The 22,070-nt window shown below is 71.5% G+C and carries 20 protein-coding genes; 9 read left to right on the top strand and 11 right to left on the bottom strand.

The genetic code is table 11. The annotated features are described in order from the left end of the window. Positions 1 to 232 precede the first annotated feature (232 nt). The 7 genes from EST92_RS21890 to EST92_RS21860 all read right to left on the bottom strand — a co-directional run bounded on the left by EST92_RS21890 (position 233) and on the right by EST92_RS21860 (position 8,648). Positions 233 to 1,033 carry a maleylpyruvate isomerase family mycothiol-dependent enzyme gene (locus tag EST92_RS21890; protein ID WP_174244093.1) on the bottom strand — a complete coding sequence of 267 codons (801 nt, stop codon included), beginning with the start codon at positions 1,031 to 1,033 and terminating at the stop codon, positions 233 to 235. A gap of 169 nt (positions 1,034 to 1,202) precedes the next feature. Next, complete coding sequence (locus EST92_RS21885; RefSeq protein ID WP_129282545.1) at positions 1,203 to 2,153, bottom strand: oxidoreductase; 951 nt, start codon at positions 2,151 to 2,153, stop codon at positions 1,203 to 1,205. A 168-nt stretch (positions 2,154 to 2,321) separates the two neighbouring features. Beyond that, entirely contained in the window at positions 2,322 to 2,627 is a 306-nt protein-coding gene (locus tag EST92_RS21880) for a metalloregulator ArsR/SmtB family transcription factor (protein WP_129282544.1), read from the bottom strand. A 158-nt stretch (positions 2,628 to 2,785) separates the two neighbouring features. Beyond that, positions 2,786 to 3,283: an SRPBCC family protein gene (locus tag EST92_RS21875; protein WP_129282543.1), complete on the bottom strand. Its 498-nt coding sequence runs from the start codon at positions 3,281 to 3,283 to the stop codon at positions 2,786 to 2,788. 102 nt (positions 3,284 to 3,385) lie between these two features. Then, positions 3,386 to 3,820 (bottom strand): nitrite reductase small subunit NirD, encoded by a 435-nt coding sequence (gene nirD, locus EST92_RS21870; protein WP_254068949.1) that lies wholly within the window; start codon positions 3,818 to 3,820, stop codon positions 3,386 to 3,388. After that, positions 3,820 to 6,477 (bottom strand): nitrite reductase large subunit NirB, encoded by a 2,658-nt coding sequence (gene nirB, locus EST92_RS21865; RefSeq protein ID WP_129282542.1) that lies wholly within the window; start codon positions 6,475 to 6,477, stop codon positions 3,820 to 3,822. The genes nirD and nirB overlap by 1 nt, the downstream gene beginning before the upstream one ends. A gap of 161 nt (positions 6,478 to 6,638) precedes the next feature. After that, entirely contained in the window at positions 6,639 to 8,648 is a 2,010-nt protein-coding gene (locus tag EST92_RS21860) for a glycoside hydrolase (RefSeq protein ID WP_129282541.1), read from the bottom strand. A gap of 968 nt (positions 8,649 to 9,616) precedes the next feature. On the opposite strand from EST92_RS21860, the gene EST92_RS21855 reads away from it, so the two are divergent. The 4 genes from EST92_RS21855 (at position 9,617) to EST92_RS21840 (ending at position 13,771) form a co-directional block, all read left to right on the top strand. Further along, complete coding sequence (locus tag EST92_RS21855; RefSeq protein ID WP_129282540.1) at positions 9,617 to 11,554, top strand: YncE family protein; 1,938 nt, start codon at positions 9,617 to 9,619, stop codon at positions 11,552 to 11,554. 650 nt (positions 11,555 to 12,204) lie between these two features. Beyond that, positions 12,205 to 12,492 carry a hypothetical protein gene (locus tag EST92_RS21850; protein ID WP_129282539.1) on the top strand — a complete coding sequence of 96 codons (288 nt, stop codon included), beginning with the start codon at positions 12,205 to 12,207 and terminating at the stop codon, positions 12,490 to 12,492. Between the two features lie 118 nt (positions 12,493 to 12,610). After that, a complete protein-coding gene (locus tag EST92_RS21845) occupies positions 12,611 to 12,766 on the top strand; it encodes a DUF397 domain-containing protein (RefSeq protein WP_129282538.1) in 156 nt (51 codons plus the stop codon). A gap of 45 nt (positions 12,767 to 12,811) precedes the next feature. Then, complete coding sequence (locus tag EST92_RS21840) at positions 12,812 to 13,771, top strand: NAD-dependent epimerase/dehydratase family protein (protein ID WP_129282537.1); 960 nt, start codon at positions 12,812 to 12,814, stop codon at positions 13,769 to 13,771. Positions 13,772 to 14,004: 233 nt separating this feature from the next. Here the strand turns inward: EST92_RS21840 and EST92_RS21835 are convergent, their stop codons facing one another. Next, the gene (locus EST92_RS21835; protein WP_129282536.1) at positions 14,005 to 15,156 is read right to left on the bottom strand and encodes an Ig-like domain repeat protein; all 1,152 of its coding nucleotides are present in this window, start codon (positions 15,154 to 15,156) and stop codon (positions 14,005 to 14,007) included. Between the two features lie 390 nt (positions 15,157 to 15,546). On the opposite strand from EST92_RS21835, the gene EST92_RS21830 reads away from it, so the two are divergent. Beyond that, a complete protein-coding gene (locus tag EST92_RS21830) occupies positions 15,547 to 16,335 on the top strand; it encodes a TSUP family transporter (protein ID WP_129249070.1) in 789 nt (262 codons plus the stop codon). Positions 16,336 to 16,371: 36 nt separating this feature from the next. Here the strand turns inward: EST92_RS21830 and EST92_RS21825 are convergent, their stop codons facing one another. Both EST92_RS21825 and EST92_RS21820 read right to left on the bottom strand, forming a co-directional pair. Next, a complete protein-coding gene (locus tag EST92_RS21825; RefSeq protein WP_129282535.1) occupies positions 16,372 to 17,190 on the bottom strand; it encodes a class I SAM-dependent methyltransferase in 819 nt (272 codons plus the stop codon). Positions 17,191 to 17,261: 71 nt separating this feature from the next. Then, positions 17,262 to 17,630 carry a cupin gene (locus EST92_RS21820; protein ID WP_129282534.1) on the bottom strand — a complete coding sequence of 123 codons (369 nt, stop codon included), beginning with the start codon at positions 17,628 to 17,630 and terminating at the stop codon, positions 17,262 to 17,264. A 276-nt stretch (positions 17,631 to 17,906) separates the two neighbouring features. Here EST92_RS21820 and cutA point away from each other — a divergent pair, with 276 nt between their 5' ends. Both cutA and EST92_RS21810 read left to right on the top strand, forming a co-directional pair. Beyond that, on the top strand, positions 17,907 to 18,272 hold the full coding sequence (cutA, locus tag EST92_RS21815) for a divalent-cation tolerance protein CutA (protein WP_174244092.1): 366 nt from the start codon (positions 17,907 to 17,909) through the stop codon (positions 18,270 to 18,272). A 1-nt stretch (position 18,273) separates the two neighbouring features. Then, positions 18,274 to 19,272, top strand: a complete 999-nt coding sequence (locus tag EST92_RS21810) for a trypsin-like peptidase domain-containing protein (RefSeq protein ID WP_254068948.1) — start codon at positions 18,274 to 18,276, stop codon at positions 19,270 to 19,272. Between the two features lie 21 nt (positions 19,273 to 19,293). Here the strand turns inward: EST92_RS21810 and EST92_RS21805 are convergent, their stop codons facing one another. Next, on the bottom strand, positions 19,294 to 19,995 hold the full coding sequence (locus EST92_RS21805; RefSeq protein WP_129282533.1) for an ElyC/SanA/YdcF family protein: 702 nt from the start codon (positions 19,993 to 19,995) through the stop codon (positions 19,294 to 19,296). Between the two features lie 174 nt (positions 19,996 to 20,169). Here EST92_RS21805 and EST92_RS21800 point away from each other — a divergent pair, with 174 nt between their 5' ends. Together EST92_RS21800 and EST92_RS21795 are read left to right on the top strand one after the other, a co-directional pair. After that, complete coding sequence (locus EST92_RS21800; RefSeq protein WP_129282532.1) at positions 20,170 to 20,664, top strand: gamma-glutamylcyclotransferase family protein; 495 nt, start codon at positions 20,170 to 20,172, stop codon at positions 20,662 to 20,664. Between the two features lie 77 nt (positions 20,665 to 20,741). Next, positions 20,742 to 21,755, top strand: a complete 1,014-nt coding sequence (locus tag EST92_RS21795; RefSeq protein ID WP_129282531.1) for an adenosine deaminase — start codon at positions 20,742 to 20,744, stop codon at positions 21,753 to 21,755. The last annotated feature ends 315 nt before the right edge of the window (positions 21,756 to 22,070 follow it).

Here is a 22,070-nt window from a genome sequence, read left to right as displayed (position 1 = left end):
CCTGGGGAGGTGCGGGGGGGGTAGGCCGGGGTGGTGCTGCGGACGGCCGGAATCGGCCATGGTGAGAGTCTTCCGTGCGGACTGATCGTGTCGCTGGTGGTCAAGGGCGAGTACGCCGCAGTGGCCTGAATGGTTCGCCCCTTCGTTCCTTCGCCTCCTCGCTCCTTCGCTCCTTAATCCCTTCGCTCCTTCGTTTCTTTCGTCCCGTGCGGGCAACCGCCCGCCATGGTGCTCAGCCGAACAGCACCCGCGCCAGCCAGAACTCCAGCAGTTCCGCATCGCCGGTGATCTCGAAGGTGTCGCGGTCGGCGGGGCGGCGGCCGTAGATGAGGAGCAGGAGGTCGGTGAGGGGGCCGTGGACGGAGACGGCGGCCGGCTCCTGGGCGCGGCGCCAGGCGAGGGTGTCGCCGGTGAGGTCGACCAGCCAGTCCGCGGCCGCGTCCGGCGGGGTGTCCGTGGCGTGGAAGTGGAGGGTGCGGCCGGGGCCGAGGAGTTCGCGCCGGTCGGGGTGGAAGTCGAACATCTCGGGCAGCGAGCCCAGCGCCATCCACTCGTCGAGGGCGTCGAGGGCGACCGGCTGCCCGACGGTGAAGTCCGTACCTAGGGTGAGGGCGGCGTCGGCGCGGTGGACGACCGTCTCGTGGGCCATACGGCGGGCGAAGAAGCGCGGGCTTCCGGAGGGGAGCGGGGTCCAGATCCGAGTCTCCGGGTCCGTGGCACGCAGGGTCGCGGTGAGGAGTCCGGCGCCTTCGGTGAGCCAGTCGGCGACGTCGGCCGGGGACCGGGTGGTGTCGCGGGGCAGGTCGCGCAGGGCCGTGTCGGCCGGGGGCCGGTCCGCGCGGGTGCGGACGATCTCCTCGACCCAGCGGTGGGCCTCGCCCAGATGACGGAGCAGCTGGGCGAGGTTCCAGTCCGGGCAGGACGGCACCGTTGCCGTGAGGTCGGCGCCCTCCTTGCGGAGGCAGGACGCGAGCAGGCCGGTCTGCGTGACGATCTCGGCGCAATGATCGTCGTACGCCATGGTCGAGTTCATGACGTCACGGTAGAGCGCGGCACTGACAATCCGGCGTCACCGGGCGTGTGCGTCTGTGGCGTCACGATCGGCGGCGGCGCACGGCGCGGGCGGAGCGCCGCCGTATGGACGCTGCCGGGGCGACGCCGTCGGGGTGCTGCGGGGGCCCGGCGGTGTACGACCGGGGGGCTCAGCGCGCCGTGGCCGGCCGGGAGGCGTCGAAGTCGTAGTGCACGTCGGTGAGTTGCTCGGAGGCGGCCCACAGGCGCTCGCCGTTGGCGTCCTTGGTGGTCCACGGGGCGCGGAAGGACTGGGCGGGGGCGCCACGCAGGCCGCTGCGCGGGCCGATGAACGAGTCCGGCCGCATGTGCGGGGCGGTGGCCGCGCAGAGGGTGCCCAGGGCGCCGCCGTCCGGGGACTGTGCGACCGCGCGGTTGACCAGCTCGACCGCCCGCTCGGCGGAGGTGCGGCCCTCCATCCGGACGCCCGTGGTCGCGAGATTGGTGGCGGCGTATCCGGGGTGCGCGGCCGCCGCGACGACCTGCGAGCCGGCCGCGGCCAGCCGCCGGGTCAGCTCGTGGACGAAGAGGAGGTTGGCGCTCTTCGAGCGGGCGTAGGTGATCCAGCGGCGGTAGGAGCGCTCGCTGTTGAGGTCGCTGTGGTCGAGGTCGGCGAGGGCGTGCAGCATGCTGGAGACGGTGACGACCCGGGCGCCCGGGGTGGCGAGGAGCTTGGGCAGCAGCAGACCGGTCAGCGCGAAGTGGCCGAGGTGGTTGGTGCCGAACTGCATCTCGAAGCCGTCGGCGGTGGTGCGGTACGGCAGTGCCATCACGCCCGCGTTGTTGATGAGCAGGTCGAGGCGGTCGCCGTCGAAGTCGTCGAGGGTGGCGGCGAAGTCCCGTACGGAGGTCAGGTCGGCCAGGTCCAGGGGCCGGAACTCGGCCTCGGCGGTGGGGACCTCGGACCGCAGCCGGTCCAGTGCGGCGAGGCCGCGCGACTCGCTGCGGCAGGCCAGCAGCACCCGGGCGCCGCGGCGGGCCAGTTCACGGGCGGTGACATAGCCGATGCCGCTGTTCGCGCCCGTGACGACCGCCGAGCGGCCGGTCTGGTCGGGGATGTGGCTGGTGTTCCACCGGGTCACGCCTGCACTCCTCCGTAGGGGGCATCAAGAGTACGTCGTGGGGTGGGACGGCTGGGGCTGGTGGGGCGGAAGTCAACGGACGCGTCCGCCCTTGGTGGGGCGGAAGTCAACGGACGCGTCCGCCCTTGGTGGGGCGGAAGTCAACGGACATGTCCGCCCCGCGCCCGGTCACTCGCCCTCGGCGAGGCGCTTGATCGCCGACAGGCGGCTGTCCCAGGCGGCGGCCACCCGGTCCATCCACCGGGCGGTGACCCCCAGCCGCTCCGGTATGACCCGGTAGCGCGCCTCTCGGCCCTCCCGGTGGCCGGCGACCAGGCCGGCCCGGTCCAGGACGCCCAGGTGCTTGACGACGGCCTGGCGGCTGACCGGTAGTTCGGACGCCAGGACCGTGGCGGTCGCCTCGCCGTGCGCGGCGAGGGCGTCGAGTATCCGGCGGCGGGTCGGGTCCGCCAGCGCGGCGAACACCTCCGCCACGGCGTCCCCGCCCGCCCCGGAATCCCGGCCCGCATCCCCTACGGAACCCGGGCCCGCATCCCCCACGGAGCCACGGCCCTTGTCCACCCCCGGGCCCCGGCCCGCATCCCCTACGGAATCCGGGCCCGCGACGCCCCGTCCCGTTTCTTCGCCGGTCGTCATGCCGCGAGCTGCTCCGCGTACTGCTTGACGTTCTTCATCTGGCCGGTCCAGCCCTCGGAGTGGCTGTCGTAGCCGGCGGTCCGCTGCCGCTCCTCCGGGATGGCGATCTCCTCGAATCCGGTCTCCACCACGCGCAGTCGGGTGCCGTCGCCCTCCGGTGTGAGGGTGAACTCGACGAGCGTGGAATTGCCCTCGACCGCCAGCTCGCCCGGGTGGGCGCTGGCCCAGCGGTACGAGAAGCGGCGCGGCGGGTCCACCGTCACGATCGTGGTCGGGAACTGGCCGTACTGGCCGTGGTCGAGCTGCATGATGCCGCCCGGCCGCAGATCGACCGGGGCCGGTTCGCCCTGGCCGAACCACGAGCCGACGTGCTCGGGCTCGGTCAGTACCGCCCAGACCCGTTCGACGGGCGCGGCGATGCTGATCTCCCGCTCGATGCGGTTGCGGTCCTCACCGGCGCCCTTGCCGGTGTCGTTGGCGCTCTGGGTGCTCATGGGGGCTCCTCCTGCCGCGCTGATTCCGCTTACGTGCTACCCAATGGTTGCACGTGGCGTCTGGAGGTGCAACCCCATGGTTGCACGTTGTCGGCGGTCGAATCAGTGCTCCGCCGCCCCGTCCCGGACCCGTACGCGATACACCGGGATCGACGCCGCCGGGTCGTCCAGGCAGTCCCCGGTGAGCAGGTCGAAGCGCTGCTTGAGCAGGGGCGAGGCGACGAACGGGCGGCCGTCGGCCGAGCCGGTCAGGCCGCGGGAGAGGACCTGGGCGCCGGTGAACGGGTCGCGGTTGCCGATCGCATGGATCCGGCCGCCGCGGTCCAGGAACAGCGCGGCCTGGGCGCCGTCCGGGAGCAGGGCGGCGACGCCGCGCCCGGGGAGCAGGTCGTTCGGCCCGCAGACCGGGAGCCAGCTGCCCTCGGGACAGCGGATCTCGACCGCGGCCGTGTCCGTCGCGCCGGTGTCGCCAGGGGTGGGCGGCGCGTCGGTGGTGAGGGATGCGGAGGCGTGGTGTTCGGCAGTGAGGGTGGTCATCAGACGGAGCTTCCTTCCAGGGTCCGAACGGGCAGGGTCGGGCCGGCCAGCAGCGTCAGGTCCGGCTTGACCTGGTCGCGCTCCGGTACGAAGCGGACGGACGGGTCGGGTACATCGGGTGCGTTGACGAACGAGACGAACCGGGCGAGCCGCTCGGGATCGGCGAGGGTCTCGGCCCACTCGTCGCGGTAGTGGGTGACATGGGTGGCCATCAGGGCCTCCAACTCGTCGCACAGCCCCAGGGAGTCATGGACGACGACGTCCCGGACGTGGTCGAGGCCGCCCTCGATCCGCTCCAGCCAGGCGGAGGTGCGCTCCAGCCGGTCCGCGGTGCGGATGTAGAACATCAGGAACCGGTCGATCAGCCGGATCAGCTCGGCGTCGCTCAGGTCCTGGGCGAGCAGATCGGCGTGGCGCGGATCGGCGCCGCCGTTGCCGCCGACGTAGAGGTTCCAGCCGTTGGAGGTGGCGATCACGCCGAAGTCCTTGCCGCGGGCCTCCGCGCACTCGCGCGCACACCCGGAGACCGCGGACTTCAGCTTGTGCGGGGAGCGCAGCCCCCGGTAGCGCAGCTCCAGTTCGATCGCCATCCGGACCGAGTCCTGGACGCCGTAGCGGCACCAGGTCTGTCCCACACACGACTTCACGGTGCGCAGCGCCTTGCCGTACGCATGCCCCGACTCGAAGCCGGCGTCCACCAACCGGGCCCACACCTGAGGGAGTTGGTCGACCCGGGCGCCGAACAGATCGATCCGCTGCCCGCCGGTGATCTTGGTGTAGAGGCCGAAGTCGCGGGCCACCTCACCGATCACGATCAGCTTCTCCGGGGTGATCTCGCCGCCGGGGATCCGCGGCACGATCGAGTACGAGCCGTTGCGCTGGAGGTTGGCGAGGAAGTGGTCGTTGGTGTCCTGGAGGGCGGCCTGCTCCCCGTCGAGGACGTAGCCGCCGGCGCCGACGCTGGGCGCGAGGGAGGCGATGATCGAGCCGACGGTGGGCTTGCAGATCTCGCAGCCGTCGCCGTTCCTGGCCTCCGGGCGGCCGTGCGAGTCCAGCAGCTCGGCGAAGGACGTCAGCCGCAGGGTGCGCACGACCTCGTAGAGCTCGGCGCGGGTGTGCGGGAAGCAGCCGCACAGCCCGGTGTCGACGACGGCGCCGGACGCGGTCAGCTCGTCGTTCATCACGGCGGTCAGCGACTTGACGCAACTGCCGCAGCCGGTGCCGGCCTTGGTGCACTTCTTGACCTCGGGCAGGGTGGTGCAGGAGTGCTCGGTGACCGCGGCCCGGACCGTCCCCTTGGTCACGTTGTGGCAGTTGCACAGCACCGCCTCGTCCGGCAGCGCGGACGGGCCGAGCGCGCCGCCGCCCTCGGCCGCGAGCCCCGCGGGCAGCACCAGCTGCTCGGGCGCCAGCGGCGGAACGGTGCCGGTCAGCGGCCGCAGCATGCCGTACGCCTCGGCGTCGCCGACCAGCACCCCGCCCAGCAGCTCGCCCTCGGCGCCGATCACCAGCTTCTTGTAGACGCCGCTGCGGGAGTCGGCGTAGACCACGTCCAGCGAGCCGTCCGTCGTGCCGTGCGCGTCCCCGAAGGACGCGACGTCCACGCCGAGCAGCTTGAGCTTGGTGGACAGATCGGCACCGGTGAAGCCGTCGGGCCCGGCGGTGTCGTCACCGAGCCGGGCGGCGATGTCGCCGGCCGTCACCCGCGCCATGTCGTAGCCCGGGGCGACCAGGCCGTAGACCCGGCCGTCGGCTGCCAGTGCGCACTCGCCGATCGCGTACACGGCCGGGTCGGCGGTGCGGCACTGCTCGTCGACGACGATGCCGCCGCGCTCGCCGACCGGCAGCCCGCAGTCCCGGGCGAGCTGGTCACGGGGGCGGACCCCGGCCGAGAAGACGACCAGGTCGGTGTCGATCCGGGAGTCGTCGGAGAGTCCCATGGCGGCCACCGCACCGCTGTCGTCCGCGACGATCTCCTTGCCGCCGACGCCGGTGTGCACCTCCAGGCCCATCTCCTCGATGGTGCGGCGCAGCGCGCGGCCGCCGCCCTCGTCGACCTGGAGCGCCATCAGCCGCGGGGCGAACTCCACGACGTGGGTGTGCAGCCCGAGGCCCTTGAGCGCACCGGCCGCCTCCAGGCCGAGCAGCCCGCCGCCCACCACCACGCCGGTGCGGGCGTTCTTGGCGTACTCCTCGATGGCGAGCAGGTCGTCGATGGTCCGGTAGACGAAGCAGCCCGCGCTGTCCTTGCCGGGCACCGGCGGCACGAACGGATACGAGCCGGTGGCCAGCACCAGGGTGTCGTAGCGGACGGTCAGCCCGGAGCGGGCGGTGACCGTGCGGGTGGTGCGGTCGACGGCGGTGGCGGGATCGCCGAGGTGCAGTTCGATGCCGTGCCGGGCCAGGAATTCCGGGTCGGCCAGGCTCAGGTCGTCCGGGGTGCGGCCGGCGAAGTACGACGTCAGCTGGACGCGGTCGTAGGCCGGGCGGGGCTCCTCGCACAGCACGACCACCCGCGTCCGCTCGGTGACACCGCGGTCGGCCAGCTCCTCCAGGAAGCGCTGGCCGACCATGCCGTGGCCGATGAGGACGAGGGTGGGCGTGGGGCCGGGCGCGGCATCTGTGGTGGCATCCGGGTGCGGCGGCATCGAGGTCATGCCCCTCAGACTGGGGCGTGGCTGTTACCCGCCCGCATCTGCTCTGTTTCCCGGGCGGAACGCTGCCCTCAGTGGCGGGGCGGCCGCCATGTGAGGGCGGCCGCCGCGCGGGCCGCCGCCCTCCAGCAGATCAGCAGGTCAGCGGGCTGCCGACCGGTCGGTCAGCCGTTCAGTCGTGCCGGGCACAGCCGCCGCGGCTGCTGGTCGGTGGCCAGCTTGGCATCCACACAGCCGCCCGGCAGGCCGCCCTGGGCCTTGCTGCCGAAGTTCGCGGTGACGGTCAGCTTGCCGTCGCCGAAGACCGTGCGCTGGACGCTGCGATCACCGGTCAGCCACCGGAACGAGGTCATCCGCTCGGTGCCGGCGGCGCGGTGCAGCGGCGAGAAGAACTTCTGCAGCGCGGCGAGCTCCGGCCCGTTCTTCTCCAGCGTGGGCCCGTCGAGGACGTAGTTCAGCGGAGTGTTGTTGAGCATCGCCAGCAGCGCCCGGGTGGTCTTCTGGGCCGGCAGCTTGTCGTACGACAGCTCCCAGCGCTCTGCGTTGACCACGGAACTGTGCAGCGCGGTCTCGTAGAGCGGCACGCGGTACTTCGGGTCGTACATGGCGGTGGCCAGCTCGCGGGGCAGCTCCACCGGCTTGAAGAAGGCACCGGGAGCCTTCGCCGGCAGATAGCCGCCCCACGTCTTCCTGTCGCGCTCCAGCTTCCACAGGCCGTCGGCGACCGGGGTGCCCGAGCCGTGGTTGTAGGCCAGCACCTTGTTCGCCCACCACTGCGCGGACTCCGAACCGAGGACGAGGTTCTTCGACAGCCGCTTCATCCGGGCGAGCCGTGCCCGGCGGTCACCTGCCTTCGTCATCTCGTGGCCCTTGCCGTGGTCGCGGAACAGCTCTCCCGTGGCGTCCACGTCGAGGAAGTAGCTGTCCGCGCCGTTGGCGACCATCGAGCGGGTGCGGTCGGCGAGGTAGTGCTTGGTCGGCTCGGCCTTCTCGAAGGCGCGCGAGCTGAGGTAGCAGCCGCGGTTGCCGAAGCCCGTCACCGGCGTGCCGTCGGCCTTGCGGACGCAGAAGTCGGGGTAGACCCGGTCCGGCCAGACGGAGGTGGGGCTGTCGGCCTTCTCGGGGTCCTGGCCGTTGGCGAAGGTGTCGTACGGGCCGACGAGGTAGCCCGCGTTCTTGGCGGCCCGCACCGCCGGCGCCTTCATCGGGTCGGGGCCGGAGTCGTAGCCGAGCCACATCCGGTCCACGCCCAGCTTCTTCAGCTTGTCGACCCCGGAGGCCGTCCGCGCGTCGCCCCACACATAGGCGTGGAACGCGCCCAGCAGCTTTTCGTTCGCCGGGTTCTGCTCGATCTTCTTGCGCAGGCTGCCGAGCTGTCCGCGCTGGGAGAGGTAGGAGCGGTAGTCGGCGGCGGGGGCGACCGGGTTGCCGTCGGTGAGCGCGAACGAGACCTCGTAGTCGCGGGTGCCCTCACCGGCGTTGAAGTCGTGGGCGGCGGTGGCGCGCAGCCGGCCGCCGGCGGAGGCGAAGCCCAGTGACGTGCCGAGGTCGGTGGGGGTGAGATAGCTGACGCCGCTCCCGCCGCCCTTACCGCCTGCCGTGCCCATGGAGTAGCCCCACAGCGGAAGGGCCAGTTCGCCGCCCACCTCCATGCTGCTGCCCGCCAGCCCGCCCTTCTCGGTGTCGCGGTTCCAGAACGCGTCCCGTACGGGGATGTCCAGTCCTTCACCGCGCGGCACCTGGACGGATGAGGCGGCCCGGTCGGTCCCGGTCACCGGCCACTTCACCGACTCGTCGCGGTCCGCCCGCAGCTTGATCCGCAGCCGCCCGCCCTGCGAACTCGCCGTCACCTGAAGGCCCTTGTCGGGGTAGCTCCAGCGCGCCCCGTCGGCCGTCTGCGTCACCGGTCCGGGCTTGCCCAGCCCGCCCGCGGCTCCCTCGGACAGCACCAGCTGCCGCCCCGCGCCGGTGTGCGCGGTCACCGCGAGGGACGTGGTGTCGACGGCGACGGTGCCGCCGGAGACGGGGAGTTGGAGACGGCTGCCCTCCAGGGTGCCGGCTGCCGCACTGTCACATCCGGCGACACCGAAAGCAGTTGCGGTCAGCGCGAGCGAGGCGGCGAGCACCCGCGTAGGACGGCTGGGGACCGCGGTCTTGTGGGGGTTGAAGATCATGAATGGAGTGAGTAGTCGGCGGGTTTAAGAGAGTTCTAAGAACCGCCCGCAGGAAGAGTTCCAAGAACCGCCGCACGAACACCGGCCTGGCCGTGGACGGTTGCCCACGGCCGAGCCGGTCGCACGCCCGCCGCTCGCCGGCCGGTGAGCGGGCGTCAGGGCTCGATCACTCCCGCGTGGGCGCTGGACGGGGGCAGGATGGCCGTCGGGGTGGCCGCGCCGGCGAAGCTGACGTCATAGCCGCCGTTGAGGAGGGGAGAAGTTCCTGAGGGAAATTCCCCAAGCGGATTCCGCGGTGACGCCGGACAGCCTCCTCGCACGCCTACAGACACCGGTTGTCCGGGCTCTCATGCCGTGCCGTTCGGCAGGGAAATATGCGTGGCGCGCACGTGGCATGATCTCGATTTTCCTGCTGTGGTACGGACTGGGCCTGCTTTCCTGGAGATGAGGGTGGTTCCTCTTTCTGCGAGCCGTATGGCGTTTCGTGGCAGGTTGCTGGCAGCCGCCCGTCAGGGGCGCCCATGCGCGACGCAGCGCGGTGTCTGGTCCGACAGCGTCGTCACCAACTGACAGGCAGCTCAGGAAGATTGGGCATCACCGCCGGCGAATCCGACAGGGGTGGACTCGAAGAGCCACCCGATCGGAGCAGCGCACAGGATGCGAGGTCATACGATCTGGATTTCGAGCCGGAGCATTTACGGCAGTTGTTCAGGCGGCGGCGGTCGCAAATGCCCTGGCGATGCCTCGGCGTGCGACTGTGCGGCGCACTCCGAAGCACAGGAACGTCGAAAGTCATCGCGGAGGCTTGACGCAATGATGGATGATGGTGACCCTTGAACCGAGTCTCACTGGCGGGCTTCCCATCCTTATCCAGGGACGCGCAGCTCCGCTGTTTTTCGCATTCATCCCGCGGGTGGTTCGAGTACCGGAGGGATATTGTTTTCTGTCGTGCTGCTTTTGCGTCCCGTATGGATCTGAGGACTGCCTTGCTCCTCCGGAGGAGAGGTTTCATGTCCTTGTACTTCCCAGTGCAACCGACCCATCCCCAGTCGCCGTTCACCCTGGCCGCGACGACAGGCAGAGACTCGGCGGCACGCGCTGTGACTGTGCTTGCCACCACTACCCTGCCGGCCGGCGCCTTTCCGAACGCGGTGGGGGTGGCTCCCAACGGCCGGGTCTACGTCGCCAACTTCGGGTCGAATGACGTGACGGTGATCGACAGTGTCACCGATACCGTGCTGACCACCCTGCCCGCAGGTACCAACCCGTTCGCGGTGGGGGTGGCGCCCAACGGGCGGGTGTATGTCGCCAACTTCGGGTCGAATGACGTGACGGTCATCGACAGCGTCACGGACACCGTGCTTGCCACCCTCCCCACCGGGGCCGGGCCGTTCGCGGTGGGGGTGGCCCCCAACAACCACGCCTACATTGCCAACGTCGACTCCAATGATGTCAGCGTCTTCGCGCCGCCGGTCCTGGTATCTGTCAGCCCAGCGCAGGGAGTACCCGGCGGAGGCAACACCGTGACCCTCACGGGCACTGATCTGACCGGTGCAACACGTGTGCTGTTCGGCGCGAGCCCCGGCACGAACATCGTGGTGAGCCCGGGCGGAACGTCGTTGACGGTGACAGCTCCCGCGGGCTCGGGCACGGTGCCGGTGACGGTTACCACGCCGATCGGCACGAGTAATCCGTTCCAGTACACCTATGCGCTGCAGGCGACGTCGACCACAGTGTCGGTGAACCCGAACCCGGTGGTATGCGGCCAGCCCGTCATTCTGACCGCCCAGGTCGCAACCGTTCCGCCCGGTGGTACACCTGCCCCGACAGGCATGGTGACCTTCATCGTCAGCAGCGACGGCCCGCCGCTGACCGCCTCCGTCAATGCGGCCGGCCAAGCGACCACGACTCTCACCACACCTCTCATGTCCGGTACCCACCAGGTGGTAGGGGTCTACAGCGGCGACGCCAACTACCTGGGTTCGCTCTCCGCCCTTGCCCCGTTGACCGTCACCGCATCGCCGACCATGACGATGGTCACCGCGAGCCCGAACCCCTCCGCACAGGGGCAATGGGTGAATGTCTGCGCCCAGGTCGTCGCGACGGCGCCGGGGGCGGCCGTCCCCAGCGGAACAGTGACGTTCACCGGTCCTGGTGGGCTGAACCGGACGGTTGCGGTCGGACCGACTGGTCAGGCGTGTTTCTCCTCGGCCACTTTGCAATCGGGGACCATCGTCGCCACCTACAACGGCCAAGCCTGTTTCGCCTCCTCCAACGGTGCGGTGTCCGTGACGGTCCAACCACCCGCCAGCTGCCTGATCACCGTGACACCCCCGGCCGGTACGGTCACCGTGGGACAGGCCACCCCCCTGAGCGCCACCGTCACCTGCAACGGCGCCCCCGTGCCCAACGCCGCGGTGACTCTCACCAGCAACAGCACCATCATCGGCTTCGCGCTCACCAATGCGGCCGGCACCGCCACCACAACGGCCACCTTCACCACCCCGGGCGCCCAGACCCTCAGCGCTAGGGTTACCGCGGCGGGGGCCGCCTGCTCGTGCGCCAACGTCACGTCCGCGCCGGTCACCGTCGTCGTCCAGCCGGCCGGTCCCGGCATGTTCAAGGCTCAGCCGGCCTGCTACAGGCTGAACTTCCCCCCGAGCCCCTGGTCCTTCGCCCACACCACGCTCACCGTGACCGGCGCGACTCCGGGCGCCGTGGTCACCTTCCACCAGGACGGAGCCGGCGGGCCCGTGCTGTGCACCGCCGTGGCCGACGCGAACGGCAACGCCAGCTGCACGGCCAACCTGTCCGTCTTCCAGGTGCTGACCCCCACCTACACCGCAACCACCCCGGTGGCCGGAGGGTTCCTCACCTCTTCCAGCACTCTGCTCCCCTGCCTCTGACACTGCCCCTGAGCGAGGGCAGCACAGCCGGAAGCGTGCGGTTGCTCACCTGAACCGCCGGAGCCGGCACAGAAGCCGACGAGCGACCCCGTGAAAGAGCCGTCCCCCGTAACGCAACTACGGGGGACGGCTTGGGTTACGAGGATAGGCGACACTGCGGCAAGTCGGGGTGACTCTCCCTGGACCCACGAGGCGACCAGGACTGACCCGTGTGCCCTGCGCGCACAAGCACCCACCGGCAACATCGCGGCGTCTGTTCCGGCCCCTCGGCACGATCCCAAGACAAAAGGAGTACGACATGGGCTGCAACTGCGGCGGAGCCTCCCGCCAAGCCACCACCGTTTTCCAGTTGGTCCTGCCGGACGGCAGCGTTCGCGTGTACTACACATGGCAAGAGGCAGACGACGCCAACAAACGGGCGGGCGGGGTCGGCACCATCGTCCCTGTGAACCAGTAGGCGACCCGCCGACTCAAGAGCAGTTCCGCGGCCGGGGCATGGGCCGCATCGGACCCCTTGCCACGCCTCAGACCCAAGCGCCGGCCGGCTGGTCGGCCGGGGTCTCTTCCTCTCCCGGCGGGGCAGGGACAACGGCCGGCCCCGGCTCCCCGTCACTCCTCCTCGGCACCCTCACGGTTACGGGACAGACTTCATGATGCTCCCAGAGTTTCTTCTCTCCCTCGGCGCCACGTGCCGCCTCACCCGATTCATCACGAAGGACACCCTCGCCGGGGGTTTCCGTTCCTGGATCGCCGACCGCTTCGGCGATGACTCCAAACCCTCCTATCTGGTCAGTTGCAGCTGGTGTACGAGCATCTGGGTGGCCGCCGCCATGACCGCCCTCACGCAGTGGGCCGGCGGGACGGTCGCGCTGCAGCTCACCACCACCGCCCTGTCGCTCTCCTACCTCGCCGGGCTCGCGTCCCGATGGCTCGACTGATCGTCGCGGAAGAGCAGACGCGCACCCCGGCTCTTCGCGACCCGGTGCACCGTCATGGCCGGGCAGCTTGAAGGAGTACCGCGCACAAGTCCTCCTACGGCGACGCGAACGGCGGGGAATGTGTCGCGTTCTCCCAGCCCTCACCCAAGTCCACGGCGTCGTCCCCGTCCGTGACTCCAAGAACCCCGACGGCCCGGCGCTCGTCTTCCCGGCGGGCGGCTGGTCGTCCTTCGTCTCGGCCGTCCAGCGCGGGGAGTTCACCGCCGGCGGCTGAAATCCCCGTGCCGCCCCGCAGGCACCGTCGATAGCGTCGGCGACCATGCGCATTCTCGTTCTTGGCGGTACGTCATTCGTCGGCCGCGCCATTGTGGAAGACGCCCTGCGCACGGGGGCCGAGGTCACCCTGTTCGGCCGGGGCAGGACCGGGGCGGAGCTGTTCCCGGAGCTGACCCGGCTGATCGGTGACCGGGACACCGGTGACTACGCGGCGCTGGGCCGAGGCAGTTGGGACGCGGTCGTGGACGTCAGCGGCTATGTCCCGCGGCATGTCGGGCAGGCGATGGAGGCCCTCGGCGACCGGGTCGGCCGGTATCTGTTCCTCTCCAGCCATGCGGTGTACCAACGGGCGGGGGTGGGGCCGGGTTCCGACGAGGACACCCCGCGGCGGCCGCCCGTACGCGACACCGAGGAGCTGACCGAGGCCACCTACGGGCCGTGCAAGGTGGCCTGTGAGGACGATGTGCTGGCGCGGTACGGCGCGCGGGCCACGCTCGTGCGGGCCGGGAGGGTGGCCGGGCCGCACGATCCGTCGGACACCTTCGCGTACTGGGTGCGCCGGGCCGCCCGTGGCGGACGGGTGGCGCTGCCCGCCGACCCCGGGCAGCCCGTGCAGATCATCGACTCACGGGATCTGGCCCGCCTCGTCGTGCAACTGCTCGTCGACGACCGTCCGGGCGCCTTCCACGCCGTCGGGCCCGCCGCACCGGTCACGCTCGGCGGGCTGATCGAGACCTGTGCGCGGGTGGCCGGCAGCCGCGTCGAGCTCGTACGGGTGCCGGACGACGATCTGCCGCTGTTCTTCCCGCTGGTACAGGACGACTGGGCGACCCAGCAGCGCAGCCCGGCCCGCGCGCGGGCGGCGGGACTGCCCGCGACACCGCTGGAGGTGACCGCCGCCGACGTGCTGGCCTGGGACCGTGCGCGTGGCGAGCCGCCGCTGACGGCGGGGTTCACGCCCGAAGAGGAGCGGGCTCGGCTGGCGCGCCGGAACGGTTGCTAGGCAGTGACCGTGTGGTGGTCAGTCGTTGGAGTCGTTGGGCTGTGCATGGGGCGGGGCGGGGTACATGCAGTGGGACGGTGCCGGGAGGCTCTGTGGTGTGCATCGAGCCGTCCCCGTAGTTGCGTTACGGGGACGGCTCTTCTGTCAGCTCGCTGATGCTCCTGGGCCGGTCGCGGCGGTTCAGGTGAGCAACCGCACGCTTCCGGCTGTGCTGCCCTCGCTCAGGGGCAGTGTCAGAGGCAGGGGAGCAGAGTGCTGGAAGAGGTGAGGAACCCTCCGGCCACCGGGGTGGTTGCGGTGTAGGTGGGGGTCAGCACCTGGAAGACGGACAGGTTGGCCGTGCAGCTGGCGTTGCCATTCGCGTCGGCCACGGCGGTGCACAGCACGGGCCCGCCGGCTCCGTCCTGGTGGAAGGTGACCACGGCGCCCGGAGTGGCACCGGTCGCGGTGAGCGTGGTGTGGGCGAAGGACCACGGAAGCGGGGGGAAGTTCAGCGTGTAGCAGGCCGGCTGTGCGGTGAAGGTCTGTGCAGCGCCGACGGTCACCGTCGTGGTGGCGATGACATTGGTGCAGGTGCAGGTGCCGCCGACTGGTCCGGTCACCGTGGCGGTGATGGTGTTGGTTCCGTTGGGCAGCGTGGTGGTGGTCGTCGTGCTCACGCCGGAAGCGTTGGTGGTGCCGCTGAATGACAGGCCGCCGGGGCCGGTGAAGACCACCGTCGCACCCGAGACGGGGGCGCCGTTGCAGGTGACGGTGGCGGTCAGGGTCACCGTCTGGCCCGGGGTCGCGGTGGTGGGCGACGCTGTCAGCGTGACCTGGCAGGTGGACGGCGCCGCGACGACGGTCACGGTCGTCGTGACGCTGGTGTTGAGGCAGAGGCAGGTGGGGGGGACTCCCGTGAAGCCGACCACTGTGGCCGTGACGGGGTTGCCACCGAGGGGCAACGCGCCGATGTTCACGACGGCCCCGATCCCGGCGGCGGTGATCCCGATGAAGGTGCCGTTGGGGGTGCTGAACGACACCACCGCACCGGTGACTTCGACGCCGTTGCAGGTGACGTGTGCGGTGAGGGTCACCGGCTGGCCAACGGTGGGGTTGGCGGGCGACGACGTCACCGTGATCACACAGTTCGGTGCCGCGGTGACAGTCTCCACTGCGCTTGCCGTCCCACTGGTGGCGCCGGTGGCAACCACCGGTCCCGTCGTTGTCGCCGTGAAGGTGGCGACTGCCACACCGGTCGCATCGGCGTTGACGATCTGATTGGGCTGTGCGTCGTAGACGAAGGTGATCGGTTCGCCGGCCACGGCCGGGGTGGACGTGGAGGTGGCGGTGAATGTCTGGCCCGCCGTGGTGGTGGTCGGGTTGAGGACGAGAGCGAGTGCCATGTTGGACAGCCCCTTTCGAAGGCTCCACGAAGGAGGTGGGGGCTGCGGCACGCCGGAGAAAAGGAAACCTCCGTACATGCTCACCTGCCGGGGGTGCCCTGAAGAACAGGACGACAGCATCGCCGCATGACGGCAGTCGTCCCTGGTCCCCCGACAGGGGATGGGCACCCCCACCGTCGGTACCACCGATTGAAGTGACCGGCCGGACGACGCGCCACAGTTGACGCGCCAATTAGCTCGATCGGCGCAGCGCACTTCGGGGTGCGTACCAGACCCCTGCCGTAGACGGCAGGCAACGGCGCGGGCCCGCCCGGCCATTGGCGTCGTGCCTCCACCGCCCGGCGGCCGAATTCCCCCGGCCCGGGCGCGCGAGGTCCCTAAGATCACCTGGTGCCCGCTGACATATCGCTGTTCACCCTGACCCTGCTCGCGCTGGCCGCGCTCGCGGCGGGCTGGATCGATGCCGTCGTGGGCGGCGGTGGACTGCTGCTGCTCCCGGCGCTGCTGGTCGGCCTCCCGCACACCCCGGCCGCCTGCGTGCTCGCCACCAACAAGTCCACCGCCATCGTCGGCACCACCGCGGCCGCGGTCACCTACGTCCGCAAGGCCCCGATCGATGTCCGGACGGCGCTGCGGATCGGCCTGGCCGCGATGGCCGGTTCGCTGGGCGGGGCGTTCTTCGCGGCGGGCATCAACAGCGCGGTGCTGCGCCCGCTGATCATGGCCGTGCTGCTGGCGGTGCTCGTCTTCGTCCTGCTCCGCCCGGCCTTCGGCACCGCGCCCGCGCCCTCGGGCCCGGTCTCCGCCCGGCGCATGCTGGCGGCCGTCCTCGTCGCGGGCCTGGGCATCGGCTTCTACGACGGCCTGATCGGGCCCGGGACCGGGGCGTTCTTGATCCTCGCGCTCGCCGCGCTGCTGCACATGGACCTGGTCACCGCCTCGGCCACCGCCAAGGTCGTCAACGTCTGCACCAACATCGGTGCGCTGACGATGTTCTCGCTCCAGGGCACCGTGCTGTGGCAACTCGGCGCAGTGCTCGCGCTGTTCAACCTCACCGGCGGGATGGTGGGCGCCCGGATGGCGCTCAAGCGGGGTGTGGGCTTCGTCCGCGGGGTGCTGGTGGTCGTGGTCGTCGCCCTGCTGTGCAAGCTGGTCTACGACCAGTGGCTGGCGGGCTGACCGGGCACCGGCCGGCCGCGCCGCGGGCCGCTCCGCTCAGAACCGGCAGCGGTAGAGCCGCGCCATGTCCCGCACCGCGGGCACCTTCGCCAGGGCCCGCAGCCCCAGGCGGTAGCGGGCCGGCACTTTCGCGATCCCCGGGAGCTCCAGCATGCTGACGCTCTCGACGATCGTCAGCCGCGGGCTCAGCCGCGCGAGGCCCGCGGCGTCCGTGCCCCAGTACAGCCGCGCGCCGGCCGCCACGACGACGTGGTTGATCCGCTGGCTGCGGATCGCGAACCGGCTGAAGGCGTCGAAGGCCAGCTCACCGCGTGGTGCGTGCGCCATCAGCCGGCGCAGCAGCGCACTGCCGTCCTCCTCGGTCAGATACATCAACAGGCCCTCGGCCACGACCATCGTCGGCCGGTCCGACGGAATGCGCGCCGTCCACGCCGGGTCGGTCACCGACGAGGCAATGGCCGTGTATCCCGCGCGCTCCGGATACAGCTCCCGCCGCAGCGCGATGACCTCGGGGTAGTCGACGTCGTACCACCGCACCCCCGGGCCCGGGTCGAGCCGGTGGACGCGGCTGTCGAGGCCGCAGCCCAGGTGGACCACCGTCGCCTCCTCGTGCCGGGCGAGGAAGCGCGCCGTCCAGACGTCCAACTGCCGGGCGCGCAGGGCGATTCCGGCGGCGTCGCCGGGGCCGATCCGCATCTTCGTGAAGTCGTAGTCGAGCCGCCGCACGGTGTCGACGGCCGTCGGGTCCCCCAGGATCGGGTCCTTCGCGCGGCTGTCGACCGCGCGGCCGTAGAGCGTGGCGAGGAGGGTTTCCTTCTCGCCGGTCAGCTGCACCTTCGCACGCGGACTGGTCATGCTCACGAGAGTACATAACATTCAGAAAAACGTGAAGAGTGGGAAGTCTCGGGTGCGGGAGCCCGTGTCCGCTACTTCCGGGCCGCCCCCACCGGTGTCGCCCTCTGGTGGTCCCGGTCCGGTACCTCCGTGACGGCCGTCAGCAGCACCGCCGCGTCGTCGAGGGCCAGCAGGCCGTTCCGCTCGCGCGGGCTCATCGCGACCTGACCGGCCGTCAGTTCCTGGCCGCCGCCGGATCCGGTCACCCGGACCCGCCCGTGAAGTACCTGAAGGCTGGCGGCCGGAGGGGTGTTGTGCTCGTCGAGCGCGGTGCCGGCGATCATCGCGATCACGCTCTGCCGCAGCGGTCCGTCGTGCAGGAAGAGATGGCCGCTGCGCCCGTGGGCGGAGGCCCTGGCGTCGTCGAGCTGCTGACGGGCGAGTGCGCTGAGGTCGTCCATGATGCGGGCCTTTCGCGTGCGGACCGGCGGGCCGGGCTCCCCTTCCATCGTTGCCGGTGCACGGGGCCGCGCAACCGGGGAGTTATCCGGGCGGACCGGACCTTTGCGGCGGGGTGGGGCGGGCGTCCGGGTGCATACCCGAGCCGAGCGGGCCAAGTCGCTTACGGGATGATCATCTCGGTCCGTACGATGCATTGCGGTCCAGCGCCATCGGACAGGCGTGCTTGTCCGATGCGGCCCCACCGTCCCGTCCCCCCACCGCGAAGGATGCGCAACGTGGCCGACCCGAGTGCCCTGAACGACGTGCCCGACCCCACCGGGCGGCAGGCCCGGTTCCTGACCGTCATGACCACCATCGACAGCGAAGCCAAGGCCGGGCAACTGGCCCGCGGCGCGATCGAGGGCAGGCTCGCCGCCTGCGCACAGATCAGCGCCCCGGTGACCTCGGTGTTCCGCTGGGACAACGCGGTCGAGACCGGCCAGGAGTGGCAGGTGCTCTTCAAGACGACCGAGGCGCGCTACGACGCGCTGGAGACCTATCTCCTCGACGCACACGACTACGACACCCCCGAGATCATCGCCACCCCCGTCACCCGCGGTGGCGCCGGCTATCTGTCCTGGGTCACCAAGGAGACGAGCTGACGTGCAGCGAGACCACACGGGGAACCACGAGATGACGCGAGCCGAGCAGCGGCGGCGCAACCGCCGGTGGCGCAGGGGTGCGACGGCCGCTCTCGGCCTCGCGGTGTGCCTGGCCGCCGCGCCCTTCGGCCACGCGGTCGACGGCGCCCGGTCCGAGGCGCCGCGGGCCAAGAGCCCCGGCACGGGCGCCGGCTGGACCAGCCGGGACGCCGCCGCCTACTGGACCGCCGAGCGGATGGCGGCCGCGGCGCCCGCCGGACCCGCTGCCCAGGGCTCCGCCCTGACGGCCCGGTCGGCCCCGGCCGCCGGCAAAAGCGCCGCCACCGCACGGCACTTCGACGGCATCCCGTCCGTCGGCGTGCTGTTCTCCGTCGACGGGGACGCCCGCGCGCACCACTGCACCGCCAGCGTGGTGCACAGCCCGCACGGCAATCTGATCCTCACCGCCGGGCACTGCAACCCGGGCAGCCGCGCGGCTTTCGTCCCGCAGTATCGTTCCGGCGCGACCAGCCAGCCGTACGGCGTGTGGGCCATAGACGACACGTTCGCCTACCCCGGCCGCGGGACCACCGGCGACGGGGCGGACCTCGACTTCGCCTTCGCCACCGTCGCGTCCGACGACGACGGCCGCCGCATCGAGGACGTCACCGGCGGCAATACCCTGACCCCGACGCCCGGTTACGGCAACGACGTCACCGTCATCGGCTACCCGAACGTCCGCAACGACCCCGAGGACCGGGCGGTGCGCTGCGCCACCCGCACCGCCCGACTGACCGGAACCCGCGAACTGCGCATGTCGTGCGGCGGGTTCTACGGCGGCACCTCCGGCAGCCCCTGGCTGGCCGACTACGACGAGCAGAGCCACACCGGCCGGGTCATCGGCCTGATCGGCGGGCTCAACGGCGGTGGTCCCAAGGGCCCGGACAACGACCGGACCAGCTACAGCCCGTACTTCGGGACGAAGATCCTCAGCCTCTACGCCCGAGCGACCCAGGGGTGAGCGGAGGGGGTGACGGAGGCGCTACCGCAGCGCCTCCGTCACCCCCTTCTCGTGCGGCCCGAGGAAGCGCGGATCAGGTCGCAACAACGCCTCCGCCGACGCCTTCCCGGCCGCGAAGATCTCCCGGACGCCGCCGTACGCCCAGGTCACATCGTGCTTCGCGGCGACGGCGACACCGTAGGAATCGACCCCGGCCGCCCCGCACAGCGCCAGCGCCCGCCGGATGTGGAAGCCCTGGCTGACCAGCACCGCCCGGTCCACACCGAAGATCCGGTGGGCACGGCTGCAGGAGTCCCAGGTGTCGAAGCCCGCATAGTCACTGACGATCCGGCGGGCCGGGACGCCGTGCCGCAGCAGATAGCCGCGCATCGCGTCCGGCTCGTCGTAGTCGCGCCGGCTGTTGTCGCCGGTGACCAGCACCGCGCGGACCGTGCCCCGGTGGTACAGCTCGGCGGCCGCGTCCAGCCGGTGCGCGAGATACGGCGACGGCTCGCCCTTCCACAGGCCCGCGCCGAAGACGAGCGCGACGGGTGCGGCGGGTGCGTCCGCCACGCTGTGCACCCGAGGCCCCGTGGTCGCGTTCATCCAGGTCGCGGGCGCCAGCGCCAGCACGGTCAGCGCCACCACGGCCTGGAACGCCCGGCGTTGGCCCCGCCGGGTCCGCGGCAGCCGCAGCCGCCGCACCCCCTGTCGTATCCGGCGTACCGGCTCCGGTACTCGCATCTGCGCCCCCGTCCCTGCTCGCGTGGTTGCTCACGTCTGTTGTTCGCGTGTGTTGTTCGCTTGTGTGTGCGTGATCGGCCTTGCAGGGTGCGACGTCGGGCGCGCGGCGGTGGTTGCACCGGTGGCCTGGCATCGTGGTCGGGGGAGCCCGTGTCCGGAGAGGAAGCCACCACCATGACCACCGAGCCCGAGCGGCTGCCGTTCTTCGTCTACGGAACGCTGCGCCCCGGCGAGGCCAACTACGCCCGGACCCTGCGCGGCCGGACCGCGGCCGAGGAACCGGCCCGGATCCACGGCGCCCTGCTCTACGACGGCCCCGGATACCCGTACGCCACGGCCGGGCCCGCCGAGGCGGTGGTGCACGGCGCCCTGGTCCTGCCCCGCGCGGGCGACTACGACGAGGTGTGCGCGGCCCTGGACCGGCTGGAGGGCTATGTCCCGGGCGACCCGGCCAACCTCTACGAGCGGGTGCGCACCGAAGCGGTCCGCGCCGACGGCCGCACCGTCCACGCCTGGGTCTACCTGGCCGCCGCCCCGCTCGCCGCCCGACTGCGTGCCACGGGCACCCCCCTCGCCGGCGGCGACTGGCGGGGCGGGAAGCCGGCGGAACGGCACCGCCACCCGCCCGGCCCGGGGTGCCGGCACGGCCACCGGCCGCACCCCGGCTAACCTGACGACTCCCCGGGCGAAGGCCGACGACTCCCGGCCAAAGGCCCCTTCCCGAACCGCAGAACAGGTTGACCCGCGTGCCTTCCTCCCCGTCCGCTCCCTCTCCCGCGCCGCTGCCCAAGGCGGAGCTGCATCTGCACATCGAGGGCACTCTGGAGCCCGGGCTGGCCTTCGCGCTCGCCCGGCGCAACGGCATCGAGCTGCCCTACGCCGACGAGGACGCGCTGCGCCGCGCCTACTCCTTCGCCGACCTGCAGTCCTTCCTGAACCTCTACTACGCGCTGATGGCCGTGCTGCGCACCGAGGACGACTTCGCCGACCTCGCGCACGCCTACCTGGCCCGCGCCCAGGAGCAGGGCGTACGCCACGCCGAGATCTTCTTCGACCCGCAGGCGCACACCGCCCGCGGCGTCCCCATCGGCACCGTCATCGACGGCCTGGCCCGCGCGCTGGACGCCGCCGAGGAGACCTACGGCATCAGCACCCGCCTGATCATGTGCTTCCTGCGCGACGAGAGCGCCGAGTCGGCCCTGGCGACCTTCGAGGCGGCCCGCCCGCACCTGCACCGGATCACCGCCGTCGGCCTGGACTCGGCCGAGGTCGGGCACCCGCCGTCGAAGTTCCGGGAGGTCTTCGCGCGGGCGCGGGAGGCCGGGCTCAAGTGCGTGGCGCACGCGGGGGAGGAGGGGCCGCCGGCCTACGTGTGGGAGGCCCTGGACGTCCTCGGCGTGGACCGGATCGACCACGGGGTGCGCTCCATGGAGGACCCGCGTCTGGTGGCGCGTCTGGTGGCGGACCAGGTGCCGCTGACCGTCTGCCCGCTGTCCAACGTCCGGCTGCGGGTCATCGACGACCTCGCCGACCACCCGCTGCCCGCGATGCTGGACGCCGGACTGCTGGTCACCGTCAACTCCGACGACCCCTCCTACTTCGGCGGCTACGTGGACGACAACTTCCGCGCCGTACGCGACGCCCTCGGCCTCGACCAGGAGACCCTGCGCACCCTCGCCCGCAACTCCTTCCGCGCCTCCTTCCTCGACGAGGCGGCCCGTGACCGCCATCTGCGGGACGTGGACGCGCACCAGTCGTAGCGCGCGCCGAAGGAGAGGCGCACCGGGCGCTCAGACCCGGTGCGCCCCCTGGCGGACGGGCGGCAGGAGCCCCCCTGGCGGACGGGCGGCAGGGCGCGCGACGGCCCTGCTGCCCGCGCCGCCCGGCGGGCCGCGGCCGGTGACAGCCCTGCCCGGCGGGCCGCGGCCCGTGACAGCCCGACGGAACACGAACGTCGCGGCCGGGAAACGAGGCCGCAACGCCCCGCTGCCACGCTCCCTGTATGACGGCGCCGATACCGCACTCCGCCTCCACGTCCCGCAGATGGCGGTCACGGGCCGCCTCGTCGAGGAAGG

This window comes from Streptomyces sp. TM32, from assembly GCF_004122755.1.
GTDB lineage: Bacteria > Actinomycetota > Actinomycetes > Streptomycetales > Streptomycetaceae > Streptomyces > Streptomyces sioyaensis.
Note: the sequence above shows the minus strand (reverse complement) of the source record. Positions and strands in the feature narration are given on the sequence as shown.